This is a genomic window from Chryseobacterium aurantiacum (assembly GCF_003020585.1).
In the GTDB taxonomy this organism is placed as follows: Bacteria; Bacteroidota; Bacteroidia; order Flavobacteriales; family Weeksellaceae; genus Chryseobacterium; species Chryseobacterium aurantiacum.
Genome location: NZ_PXUE01000002.1, coordinates 188941 through 202645, shown reverse-complemented (window position 1 = coordinate 202645; position 13705 = coordinate 188941). Strand labels below are relative to the sequence as shown.

The following is a 13705-nucleotide window of genomic DNA, read 5'->3' as shown; positions in this document are numbered from 1 at the left end:
AAAATGAAAAATATTTATCTCGGTGCATTTACCTTGTGCACTGTACTGGGCTTATCTGCCCAGGAAGTGGTCTGGCAGAAAGATATTAAGTCCGGCACCCAGGACTTTTTAAGCCAGGTTACCACCTCCATTGATCAGCAATATCTTATTACGGGAAGCTCCATTCAGAGCGACAAGCTTCAGCAGAACAACAAACAAAACAATGGCTACGATTTCCATTTGGTAAAGCTTAATCAGCAGGGAGAACAGGTCTGGGAAAAATACTTTTCAGGCCAGGATCATGATTATTTATCGGCAACAGTAACCACCCAGGATGGAGGATTCCTATTGGCTGGAACCTCGTATTCAGGCAAGGGCCTGGATAAAAAGGATGATTCCAAGGGTGGTTCAGACATCTGGCTGATCCGAATCAATGAGTTTGGAGATGAGATTTGGCAAGAAACCTTGGGAACAACAGCTGATGAAGAAGCAAGAGCCGTGGTTCAAACCACCGATTTGGGATTCCTTGTTGCGGGTAATGTACAAAACTCCCCAAAAGGACATGGTTCAAAGGATGTCCTTGTCACCAGGTTGGACAAGAATGGAAAGGAAACTTCCCAGCTTATTTTAGGCGGAAGAGGCCTTGACGAGGTTGAGAAACTGATCCCCACAAGGGATGGTGGAGCCTTGCTTGGAATTTATTCCCGAAGCAATGCCGGAGGTACAAAGAAAACTGAAAACTACGGAGAGGGAGATTACTGGATTATCAAGCTCGACAAGAACGGTAGAGTTGAATGGGAAAAGAACCTTGGAGGAAGGGAGGACGACCACATCAGAACCCTTGCACTAAGCTCCAACGGCTACATCATCGGCGGGGAATCCAGATCGGATAGGTCAGGGAACAAGAACGTTGGAATTGAAGAGGGAACGGACCTTTGGCTGATATCCCTGAATGAACGGGGGGATGAGCAGTGGCAAAGGTCCTACACCCTTGGAAACAGGGATGTATTGATGGGAACGAGTGTCATTTTGGGCCAGGATTCAAGATCCGATAACCAGGACCTGACCAAGGGAATTCTATTAGGTGGCTATACCCAGGCTGAGGGAAGAATTGAAAAGGAAGACGAAACATTTTGGTTGCTTTATATTGATCAGTTAGGGAATGAGAAATGGAGAAAACATGTTACCGGAGAATCAAGAGAAAATGAGGAACGGCTTTCAGACCTCAAACTTAATAGGGATGGTTCCATCATTCTGGCAGGAACCAGTGCCGAGGAACTGGGCAAGGAGAACTGGAAGATTGTAAAGCTGGGTGACAGGCAGGTTAATGACTTGATTGAAAAGCATGACATCAAGATCTATCCTAATCCGGTGTCTGACTATGCCTACGTAGAAATAGGATTCAACGACTTCAAGGAGGCAGATATTCTGGTCTATGATATGAGCGGAAGACAATTGCAAATCCTGAAAACAAAAAACAGGGTAACGAAGATTAATACACAGGCCCTGGTTCAGGGAGCTTATCTGGTGAGCATAAAGACGGATACGGGTAAAACCGCTAACGCTAAACTTATTAAAAAATAAACACAATGAAAAAATATAAAATATTTCCAATTCTATTGTTGTCATTCAGTATTAGAGTGCTTGCACAGTTCGGTAATATGACAAACGTTGTGCCTACCACTCCTGAAATGTCAGGGCTGGTAAAAAGGGTAGACATTCCCGTCAATTATTCATCAGGAGCGATAAACTATCCTTTGAACATTTATACCCTGAAGGTTGGTGATCTTGAAGTTCCAATCACATTGAATTATACTTCCACAGGATTTAAACCCGGCGAAAATTCATCCAATATTGGATTGGGATGGGATCTGGAAGTGGGAGGGAAAATATCCCATAAAGTGAATGGATTGGATGACCTTCACTCATTGAAGGAATATTATGTTTTTCCAAATGGATTTCCTGTTGATCACCCCATAAAGGTAGGCTTCGTATATCCCGGGGCTGTTAACTACCCTGAATATCCACTTTTAAGGGATAATTCCAATTCGAGATTAGAAGCACAAGGTACCTTTATGAAGAGCCCTGTAAGTGGTGTAGATACAGAGCCTGATATTTTTCATTTTTCCTATCCGGGTAAAAGCAGTAAGTTCTTTCTGGATAAGGATTTTAATGGAAAACAAATGCCGGCGGGGAAGGAAAAGGTAAAATTTGATGGAGTTAAATTTACCATAACGGATATTCAAGGCAACATTTATGAATATGCGGTTCAGGATGACATTACCTTGCAGTCGGATATGCAACTATTGAGTGGACTTTATCCCTATAGTGGAGGCAACCTGATCTATAACAATTACTACTTATCCAAAATTCAGACTAAAACGGATGTCATTGATTTCCTATATAACTACGTTGACTATGCCTATGATAATCCAACCTCTTATATGAAGGGGAGTACCAAGGATTATTTTCAAATACCAACGGATTACTATTCAAGTTCCTTTGAGGTGAAATATTTGTCCAAGGTAACAAAGCATACTCTTCCGGTATTAAGGGAGATCAAGGTAAATGCAAAGACAAGGGTTTCCTTTGAATATAAAAGCACCCCCAGGGCAGATGTGAAAAATGACTTTACAAGAAAGATTGCAGCCCTTGATAAAGTAAGGGTTCAGGATGGAGGAAACAGCTATACAGCAGTATTTGACCAGTCCTATTTTCAGCCTGCCAGTGGATACATCAGTGATCGTACTACCTGGCTTAAGCTAAACTCCGTTAAGATCAATGACAGGCAATATTCATTCAAATATTATGAGGACTCATTCATGCCAGACAAGGATACTGATAATAAGGATTTTTGGGGATATTATAGCCAATATGCAGGAGGTAGGTACAGTTTAAAGGATTTTAGGACATATTATTATTTGGGAGGAAAGAAACCCAATCTAGCCGACACCCAATCTACATTACTAAAGGAGGTTATTTATCCTACAAGGGGCAGCGATGAGTTTGTCTATGAAAATAATACCTATGATGAACCAGGATATACAGAATATGGTACAAATGTTACAAGCATTGGTGTCTTTTACAGCTACGAAGAGTCCAATAATGGTGATTTTTACAAGGAGGTGAATTTTGAGGTTACCAAGCGAACCAAGTTCCAGTTATTCTATAATATTCCCTTTCAACCGGGTGGGGCTACAGCAGAGGCCCAGGTTTCCTATGATGTAATAAATAAAGCTACACATATGCCTGTGCCACTTCCTCCAATGTCAGGAAAGGGTGAGGCTGAACTTGTCCTGGATCCGGGTTCCTATTACCTGAGTATGTTTGCCAAGGGACTTCCTGATCCCTATGTTCATCTTTATGCAGAGGAAGAGGTGGTGACGAGTGCTGGAAGGAAAAATCTGGAAGTTGGAGGAGTTAGGATTGCAAGGATAATTTCGAAAGACAGCGATGGAAATTCCCTTTTTACCAAAAGCATTAACTATAATGAGAACGGTATCTCAACAGGAAAGATCTATGATTATCCAATTGCCTATGAATTGGAGCACGGATACAGCTTCAAATATGATCCGGGGGTTTGTAAGGTACTTGATAAACATTTTTCCCTGGCCAAGTATTATAGTACTGCAATAAGTGATATACTGGGCTATAATGGGGCTACGGTATTTTATTCCAAGGCTACGGAAAGTACTACCAGCAATGGGAATGATAATGGAAAAACGGTTTATTCATTTTATGATGAAGATGATGGGAAACTGTATTATGACACTCCCTATCTTTTATTCAATGACAATTCATGGAAGAGAGGGTTTATAAAAAAACAGGAGATTTTTGAAAGAGGAAACACGGTTCCCATTAAAACGTTAACAAATGATTATTCATTTCTTCAGACCCCATCAAGCCAGCAAATAGAATCAGGGTTGGATTTTACGGCCCCAACCCAACCCAATGAATTCCATAAAATGAGCTATCAGTTTTTTGCCACCAGTCCGGAATATTATCTTGGCTGTGGAGCAACCATGAAAAATGCCGCTGCCAATTTCGATTTTTATGGAAAAAAGCTGGTATCTGCCCAAGTGAATAAAGACAGGGAGATTATAGAGGAGAACCTAAATGGAAAACTGCTGAGGACAGAAACCGAATACTTCTATAATAACCCACTCCATATTCAGCCTACCTCACAAAAAATTATCTTTCCCGACAAGTCTGTTCAGGAAACAACCTTTCAGTATGCCCATGAGAAAGGGAATCAGTATCTGATTAATAAGAATATGATAGGTATTCCCCTGGAAACAACGGTTGTTAAAAAATTGAATTCAACAGATGCAGGAAAAACCATTTCCAAGCTTTCGACCGTTTATCCAAACTCTGATACTGAGGCCACTAATAAAACATCAGGACTGGCGTTGCCTATAAGTGTATCCAGCCTGGATACGCAGAGTAATACCCTGGCTACAGAGGTATTGTATAAGCTGTACAGCACTGTAAGCGGAAATCTATTGCAGTATAATCCTAAGCCTGATACCAATGGTAACAGCAGTACCCCGGTATCCATTGTCTGGGGTTACAACAATACCCTGCCCATTGCCAAGATTGAGGGGGCTACCTATGAACAGATTTTATCTTATACTTTAGCCATGGTTACTGCTTCTGATACAGACGCCGGTATGGCTGCCAATAATGATGAAGCCGCATTGCTCAAGGAATTAAATGACTTCCGGAATAACCCAAACCTTGCCGGATTTAAGATCACGACCTACACCCACGATCCACTCATTGGAGTAAGAAGCATCACCCCACCATCCGGCATCAGGGAGGTTTACCTCTATGACTCCTCCGGCAGGCTTAAGGAAATCAGGGAAGAGAGCCAGACAGGTAAATTAGTAAAGGAATTCAACTACAACTATAAACACTAATAAAATATGAAAAAAATACTCATTCCCCTGGGCATGCTGCTGCTCACCCCGTCGGTGCACGCACAGCTTTCCAATACGGAAAATTATATCTATACCAAAACATATTTGGATTATAACGGAACTATAGCTACAAAATCATCCGAAACTGTCCAGTATTTTGATGGACTGGGAAGACCCAAGCAGGTGGTCAACGTAAAGGCCTCCCCACTGGGTAGGGATGTTGTCACCCACATTGAATACGATGGCTTCGGAAGACAGACAATGGACTACCTCCCTGTACCCCAGTCCGGCACCCTGAATGGTGGTATTGCCGCGTCCCCATTGGCTAATGCCACCCAGCCCGGAATTTATGGCTCGGAAAAAATCTATTCCGAAAGAACCCTGGAAAGCTCTCCCCTTGATCGACTGCTGGAACAAAGACAGGTGGGTAGCGACTGGGCCAACAAGCCCGTAAGGTTCCAGTATGAAGCCAATACTACTACAGATTATGTAAGGAAATATGAAACTTCAACGACTTGGGTTGAAGGCAGAACGCAGACTACAGTCCAATTGCTTCAATATTTCTTACCCAATCAGTTGTATAAAAATACAGTAACCGATGAGGACGGAAACAAGACCATTGAGTTTAAAAATGGAAAAGGACAGGTTTTATTGGTAAGAAAAGCATTAAATGCAACGGAAAATGCCGATACTTATTATGTTTATAATGAATATGACCAATTAGCATATGTGATTCCGCCATTGGCTTCTGCTCCGACTGTTGAGTCTTCGACAATGGAAAATCTGTATTATCAGTATCGTTATGATGGCAAAAATCATTTGGTAGAAAAGAAACTTCCCGGCAAAGGTTGGGAGTATATGGTGTATGATAAACAGGATCGTTTGGTAGCCACCCGTGATGCCAATCTAAGGGCCAAGGGACAATGGCTTTACACCAAGTATGATCAGTTTTCAAGGCCCTGCATTACAGGAATTTGTACGGGAGGTGAAAGAATTGCGGAGCAGACCCTGGCAGATGCAGTAAGCTCCAATAACCTAAAGAGTATCGACTATGTTTTCTTTCCCTGGCAGGGAATGGACGTATACTATAACTATCCCGGTACTACCTATCCAAGTTCCGATAAGTGGGTGGATATGCTGAGCGTTAATTACTATGACTTTGTTCCCGGATACAGCTTTAATCCGTCCTTTCCGACCAATATCTTAGGAGAGCCGACCATCAGCGGTACACCCAATGCTGATGGAATCAGTACCAAGGGGCTTGCCGTACTAAGCATCGTAAAAAACATTGAGGACAATAGTTGGACAAAAAACTATTCCTACTATGATAAAAAGGGAAGAGTAATTGGAACCCATTCCATCAATCATTTGGGAGGATATACAAAAACGGAGTCCAGGCTTGACTTTGCTGGAGCTGCCCAGAATACCGTAACCACACATCTAAGAAGAGCAGGCGAACCTGAGGTAACGGTAAAGGAGAGTTTTGCATATGATAATCAAAACAGGCTTTTGAGGCGCTATCACCAGGTGGATTACTGGCCGGAGCAGCTATTGGTAGAAAACTCCTACAATGAACTTTCCCAGCTTAAGAACAAGACGGTTGGAAGCAACCTGCAAAGCATTGACTATGCCTATAATATCAGGGGATGGCTCACAGACATCAACAAAAATGATATGCCTATATCCAATCTAAATGGAAAATTATTTTCCTACAAGATCAAGTATAACCAAAAGAATGGAACCACCAACCCTGACATGGGCTTTTTTGTGGGCAAGAATGTAAAGCCTATGTACAATGGAAATATTGTAGAGGTGGACTGGCGTGCCGTGGAATCTCTGGGAGCCAATCCTCCCCTGGAACCCAAGAGATATGGCTATGCCTATGATGGTTTGAACAGGCTCACGGCAGGATACTACCAAAATCCCAACAACCCATGGAGCAAGGAACACACGGAGACAATGGACTATGACCTGAATGGAAACATCACCAAGCTATACCGAACCTCTGCAATGAATGGAACCACGGCCATGGTTATTGATGACCTGGTGTACAACTATGGTCCCCCGACAAGCCTGGGGAATCGGCTTTTGGATGTCAGGGACAACCAACATAACAAGGCTGGATATGAGGGTGGAGGAAATACAATTTCCTATGACGCCAACGGAAACCTGATTAATATGCTGGATAAGCAGATCACAGGCATCAGCTACAACTTTCTGAACCTGCCTCGTACCTTGGATATAGGCTATGGTACCATCACCAGCCAGATAAGGACCAACTACCGTGCCGATGGGATAAAGCTGAGAAAGGAGAATATGCAGACTTCAGTAGGGTTTGCAGGTACCAGCTGGACAAAGGAGATTACGGATTACCTTGATGGCTTTCAGTACCTGAACAAAATCTCCTCAGCTACGACAACCGGGGTTTTTTCCCGAAAAACGGCATTTGCATTGGAGGAAGAAGCATTCAGTATGGCAAGCTGTGTTGTAATGCCTCCGGTAAGTGATGATATAGGCGAAATCATAAATAGCCCTAATCACCCTGAATTGCAGTTTTTTCCAACGGCGGAGGGCTTTTATGATTACCAGAAAAAGATGTATATTTATCAGTACAAGGATCACCTTGGAAATGTAAGGGTAAACTTTGGTAGAAACAGCACAGGAGTTCTTGAAATAACGGATGCCAATGACTATTACCCATTTGGGATGAACCATTTAAAGACGGGTAACGCATTCTTTGGAGTGGGTAGTTATAAGAACTATAAGTACAACAGTAAGGAGCTTCAGGAGACAGGAATGTACGACTACGGCTGGCGTCAGTATATGCCAGACATCGGAAGATGGATGCAGTTAGATCCACTGATAAAGGATTTAGATTTTACTTTTGACCCTAATAATATTGATGATGACGATGATGACGAAGTAGTAAGTGCAATTGAAACTACTTTGGGTAATGGCGGTGGAATTTTCAATCCTGATAATCTAAGCCCATATTCTTATGGATATAACAATCCCATAAAATTTGATGATCCAGATGGAAGATGTCCAACGTGTATTGTTGGTGCACTTGTTGGAGGATTAACAGATTATGGTATGCAAGTCGCAGCTAACTATCTAGACCCAGATGTTAAAAATAAATGGACTGATAATATTTCTTACTCATCGATAGCTTTGTCTGCTGCAGAAGGAGCTCTAACCCAAGGAGGTAGTGCTATTAGAAAAGCAGCTATAAAAACCACCGTTATGGTTGCTAAAAATACTGTTGAATGGAATTCGAAAGGTTTTAAAGCTGAAACAAATGTTCGGAATATAGCCAAAAATACGCTTGTAGATGCAGCTGCAGGAGGAGCTGCTAAAAAGGCAGGTAGTTTAGTTAAAACAGCAAAACTGGATAAAATAGCAAATAAAGTTAATTTAAATAGTAATACTAAAGCCAAAAATTTTGTTCAAAAAGCGACTGGACTAAGTTCTAGGACATCAAGTAGTATCTCAAAAAAAGTTGATGTAAAAGGTATTTCAAAGCAATTAAGCAATGGTATTAAAAATGTCACTAATAAATCAGCTGAAAATGCGATTAATGCGAGAACTAAAACAACTGTTGATAATATAAAAAAGAAAACAGATGAATAATAAATGGCTTAAATTATCTTTATTTTTATTGATAATTGTTTATTTGTTTAGAGAAAATGTGGTATATATACCCATACTTAATACATTTTCAAAGGAATATACCAAAGGTTATATAATAAATGAAAAATATTATAAGCGAAAGGGACAATTTACAAATCTCTTTACATATTATTATAAGTTTTCTACTGGTGGTAAGGATTATTCCAATCCAAGCTATGATGAAAAATATAAAGTAGGCGATAGTGTTTTGGTAGAATACAATAAAACTTTTCCTTTTATGAATAGAATAAAGAATCAGAAATAAAAAATCAGATTGAATTCTCCCCGCTGCCGCACGAATCCTTTCGTGTGGCAGATAAACAAAAAGTAACCGCAAAATTTTGGTGGTTTTATCTATTTTTCTTTAAACCGTTATATTTATCATTATAAAGACCACTTAGGAAATGCAAGAATCAGTTTCGCAAGAAACAGCGCAGGAGTTCTTGAAATAACGGATGCCAATGACTATTATCCATTTGGGATGAACCATTTGAAGACAGGTAATGCGTTCTTTGGAGTGGGTAGTTATAAGAACTACAAGTACAACGGCAAGGAATTGCAAGAGACGGGGATGTATGATTATGGTGCAAGGATGTATATGCCGGATATTGGACGTTGGAGAGTTCATGATCCTTTGAGTGATGCAACGTTCCAACCTTATAATTACGCAAACAATAATCCTGTTTTTTATAATGATCCTACAGGGATGATAGGCGAAATAGCAAGTGCTGGAGTTATAAAGAATAACAGAGGAGAATATGAAATAATAAGCGCTAAGAATGATGGGGATTTAGGAATATATTTGGCGGATAAAGATGGAAATTATGATATTAAGAAAAGCCAAAGAGTAGGAACTTTAAACAATCCTTTTGACTTCTTATTTACAAATGATGCTAATGGTAAATTTGATGGAGTGGCAAAAACCAATGATATGAAAAACAATATCACTCTTAATTCTTCTTTAGACCTCTTTGTATTATTAAAGAAATATGCTTATAATGTAGATAATGGTAATGAGAGTTATCTTGATGACCTAGCGGGTTTGGCCTATAATTCCGCTAATTATGATGAAAAAAAAGGAAAGCTAGACCTTAAATCATCATTGGGATTAGATATCTACACTCCTGTAATGGTAGGTAAAAACTATACTTCTTTAAGAGCTGCCTCAAATATTCTGTTTGGATTTAATATGAGGGAAATTTATGATAAACATAAAAACACACCAAAATTTAAGCAGCAGTTCGGTAATGCTATAGACTTTTATAATTATGCTATGAGATTTGTTGGTGCATACAATCAATATCAAAACAATAGACAAAATTTTCTAAATGGTAAAATATATAATGCTGGCTTTCCTTTCTATGGTGAACATACCTATTCAGGAACTAATATATATCGAGGCTATTTTCATCAATTTTCTCATTAATAAATAAAAATTATGACACGAAATTTAATTTTATTGTTTACAGTCCTATTTTTATTAAGCTGTGAAAAAGAATCACTAGGAACTGTATCCAAACTAACATATAAGAGAATAGAAACTAAAGATTATTTTCTTGAAGGTTATATATACATTAACAACACAAATAAAATATTTCCTAATGAGCTTGTTTTGATTGATAAAAATAAGAATGACACTATTTATCATTGTAAAAGTTGTTATCGCGATTTTCATATGATATTGGAAGATACATTGTTAATCTATGGTGGGAATAAATTGGATAGTATTATTGATAACAAAATAATATTAAAAAAAATACCTGTCCCCCAAGAATACAGATATAATCTTCCTTTTAAATAACCTCCGCTCCTCACTCCCGCACGATTTTATCGTGTAGCAGAAAAAGTAAACCCTCGCAATTGCGAGGGTTTTGTGTTTTTGTGATCTTTTCTGTTAAGTGATTGTTTTTATCTTTCAATCAGAATATTCCTTACAATGCTTTGTCCATCAGCTTTTAAAATTCCAAAATACACTCCGTTTTCCAATGTGGAAACATTGATTTTGGTTTCATTATCTACCTTAAGCAATGATCTTCCCGCTAAGTTGGTAATTTCAAAGCTGAAATTTTTAGTTTTAAGATCGGACAGCTCAATATTTAGAATATTATTTGCCGGATTAGGATAGAATTTCACTGATTCCAGTGCATTTGTAGATGCCGTTTTATTAGCAGCCAAGGTAACAGATGCAGATGCAAAATGTTGTAAGGCTCCAACAGTTGCTTTTCCAATTTTATACACATAAACTGGGTCTACATTGGCAAAAGTATCTTTGGAGGTATGAGGGTAGCTGCTTCTTATTCTTTCAAAAAATCCGGTTATAACCTCACCTTTTTGTTCAAAAGGGATATAATCTGTATCTTCAGCAGGATCTACTTCAGTGAGTAGAGTAGAATAAAGTGCAGTACAGTTTCTAAGCTGCTGGGTTACAGAAGCAGATGCTGCATTGTTGCTGGAAAGTCCTCCCATATCTTCATCACAATATACAGTATTATTATTGTTTCCTTTTACGCCGCCTACCTGGTCCAGATTAAAGACCAACTTAATATCCAATTTACGTACACCTCCTTGGTATACAACATTATTAACGTAATGAGTACTTCCTATCAATCCCTGTTCTTCTCCGGAGAAATGAATAAATTTGATAGAATACTCCGTAGGTACATTTTTCAAAATTCTGGCAGCCTCTAAAATAATGGAAGTTCCACTACCGTTGTCATTCACTCCCGGTCCGTTAATCGTATCAAAATGTCCACAAATAATCACATATTTGTTAGGGTAGAGTGTTCCTGTTTTTGTAATGATAAGGTTTTTGGAAGTGGATGATCCGTAAGTAAAAGCACTTTCTTGAATTTGACTGGCAGTATATCCGTAAGAGGTGTATTTATTTTTAATCCAGTTTAAAGCATTCGTATTGGCAACCGTTCCTGTTTTTTTTATTCCCAGATTGCCAAAATCCTGAAGATTTGCTGTAATGTTAGCCTGAGTTACCATGTCAGCCCTGTCTTTATAAGTCTGGATAAAAGATTGTGCTACCATGCCCTGAATCATTAATGAGGTACATAGTAATGTGGTAAATTTTTTCATATTATTTATTTTAGTTGGTATTGCGAATGTAGTAATTAAATCACAATAAAGTGTTTAATATTTTATGGATAACATAAATTTTTAACAATAAAATGAAAAATATAAGGACGATAGATTGGTAAAGCACTGATATTTAATTATTCTCAAACGTAACAAAAAAGCCTCCGAATTACTTCAAAGGCTTAAAATTTTCTAATGATTAAAAATAAATTTATTTAGCTACAAGAACCTTTCTTACTACGGTCTGATCTCCAGCCTTTAAAACAGCTACATAAGCACCGTTTTCAAGGCTTGAAACATCAATTTTAGTTTGATTATTGGTTTTAAACAAAGATCGACCCTGAAAATCTGTAATTTCAAGGCTAAAGTTTTTTATTTTAGAATCAGGTATTTCAATATTAATGACATTTTTCACTGGGTTGGGGTAGATGCTTACTGCTTCCAATGAATTTTTGGAAAGCACTTCATGGGTACCTAGTGTACCAGTAGCAACTGCAAAATGCTGTAATGCTCCTACAGAAGCTTTTCCAATGTTGTAAATGTATACGGGGTCTGTATTGGCAAAAGTATCATTAATGGAATGAGGCAGGTTGCTTCTTATTCTTTCAAAAAAGCCCGTGATAACCTCTCCTTTCTGCTCAAAAGGAATGTAATCTGTATCTGCTGCGGGATCAACTTCTGTCTGAAGTGGAGAATAAAGAGCGGTACAGTTCCTTAATTGCTGGGTAACTGCTGCAGAAGCTGCATTGTTACTTGGGAGACCTCCCTGATCCTCATCACAATAAACAATTGTATTATTGGCACTATTACTCATTTTTCCGCCTACCTGATCCAGATTAAATACTAATTTAATATCCATAACACGGGAACTTCCCTGATAGGCAACTGTATTTGCATAGTGATAACTTCCTTTCAAACTTTGTTCTTCTCCGGAGAAATGGATAAACTTGATGGAATATTCAGTAGGAACGGTGCGAAGGATTCTTGCGGCTTCCAACATGATTGTAGTTCCACTACCATTGTCATTAACTCCCGGTCCGTTTATAGTATCGAAATGCCCACAGATAATAATATATTTATTGGGATAAACAGTCCCTGTTTTAGTAATAACCAAGTTTTTTGAGTTGATCCCTGAAAAACTAAATGGATCCTCCGCAATTTGATCTGCAGTATACCCATAGGAAAGATATTTATTTTTTATCCAATTCAGTGCATTGGCATTTTCCTGAGAACCTGTGGTTTTTATTCCAAGGGCGGCAAATTGCTGTAGATTGGTGATGATATCTGTTTGAGATACAGCTTCAGCTCTGTCTTTATAAGCTTGAATAAAAGTTTGTGCACCAATACTTTGTGCTACTAGGGAAGTTAATAAAAAAGCAGCGATTTTCTTCATTATTGATTATATTTCAGAATTGCTAATATAACAATTAATTGTCAAATAAAATTAATAATTTAAATCAATAGAGAGGTTTTGGTTGTTTAATTAATAATTATATATGATATTATGTTGTTTATCATTATGTTAATTTAAAATTTTATTATTTAAGAATATTTATTAATTTTTTAAACCTTATTTGTTTTTTGAATGATGTTTTTACTTTTAGAATATCGTCTTAGGATCCTGATGAGTTATGGAAATAAAAAAATCCCGGGAAAACCCGGGACTTATATTGATAACAAATACTATTCTACATTATTTTACTTGATCTACAACAGCTTTGAAAGCTTCAGGGTGATTCATTGCTAAATCTGCTAAAACTTTTCTGTTAAGTTCGATGTTGTTCTTTTTAAGAGCTCCCATAAATTGAGAGTAAGACATTCCGTGCTCTCTAGTTCCCGCGTTGATACGAGTGATCCAAAGTGCTCTGAAGTTTCTTTTCTTCTCTTTTCTACCACGGTAAGCATATTGCATTGCTTTTTCTACCGCGTTTTTAGCTACAGTCCAAACGTTCTTTCTTCTACCGAAAAAACCTTTAGCTTGCTTAAAAATTTTCTTTCTGCGAGCTCTTGAAGCTACGGCATTTACTGATCTTGGCATAATTTAAATTGTTTTT

Annotated in this window: 9 protein-coding genes; 6 read left to right on the top strand and 3 right to left on the bottom strand. The window is 38.4% G+C overall.

Features of this window, described 5'->3' with window-relative positions; all coding sequences use genetic code 11:
• Positions 1–3 precede the first annotated feature (3 nt).
• From C7D53_RS07375 to C7D53_RS07350, 6 genes are all read left to right on the top strand, one after another.
• Positions 4–1563 carry a T9SS type A sorting domain-containing protein gene (locus C7D53_RS07375; protein ID WP_106915758.1) on the top strand — a complete coding sequence of 520 codons (1560 nt, stop codon included), beginning with the start codon at positions 4–6 and terminating at the stop codon, positions 1561–1563.
• A gap of 5 nt (positions 1564–1568) precedes the next feature.
• The gene (locus tag C7D53_RS07370; RefSeq protein ID WP_162926120.1) at positions 1569–4898 is read left to right on the top strand and encodes a hypothetical protein; all 3330 of its coding nucleotides are present in this window, start codon (positions 1569–1571) and stop codon (positions 4896–4898) included.
• 6 nt (positions 4899–4904) lie between these two features.
• Positions 4905–8528 (top strand): DUF6443 domain-containing protein, encoded by a 3624-nt coding sequence (locus C7D53_RS07365; RefSeq protein ID WP_106915756.1) that lies wholly within the window; start codon positions 4905–4907, stop codon positions 8526–8528.
• A complete protein-coding gene (locus C7D53_RS07360) occupies positions 8521–8832 on the top strand; it encodes a hypothetical protein (protein ID WP_106915755.1) in 312 nt (103 codons plus the stop codon). The genes C7D53_RS07365 and C7D53_RS07360 overlap by 8 nt, the downstream gene beginning before the upstream one ends.
• An 87-nt stretch (positions 8833–8919) precedes the next feature.
• Positions 8920–9993: an RHS repeat domain-containing protein gene (locus C7D53_RS07355; protein ID WP_106915754.1), complete on the top strand. Its 1074-nt coding sequence runs from the start codon at positions 8920–8922 to the stop codon at positions 9991–9993.
• 12 nt (positions 9994–10005) lie between these two features.
• On the top strand, positions 10006–10368 hold the full coding sequence (locus tag C7D53_RS07350) for a hypothetical protein (protein ID WP_106915753.1): 363 nt from the start codon (positions 10006–10008) through the stop codon (positions 10366–10368).
• Positions 10369–10475: 107 nt separating this feature from the next.
• Here the strand turns inward: C7D53_RS07350 and C7D53_RS07345 are convergent, their stop codons facing one another.
• The 3 genes from C7D53_RS07345 to rplT all read right to left on the bottom strand — a co-directional run bounded on the left by C7D53_RS07345 (position 10476) and on the right by rplT (position 13689).
• Complete coding sequence (locus C7D53_RS07345) at positions 10476–11651, bottom strand: M28 family peptidase (RefSeq protein WP_106915752.1); 1176 nt, start codon at positions 11649–11651, stop codon at positions 10476–10478.
• A gap of 211 nt (positions 11652–11862) precedes the next feature.
• Complete coding sequence (locus C7D53_RS07340; RefSeq protein ID WP_106915751.1) at positions 11863–13044, bottom strand: M28 family peptidase; 1182 nt, start codon at positions 13042–13044, stop codon at positions 11863–11865.
• 300 nt (positions 13045–13344) lie between these two features.
• A complete protein-coding gene (rplT, locus tag C7D53_RS07335; protein ID WP_034694451.1) occupies positions 13345–13689 on the bottom strand; it encodes a 50S ribosomal protein L20 in 345 nt (114 codons plus the stop codon).
• Positions 13690–13705: the final 16 nt, after the last annotated feature.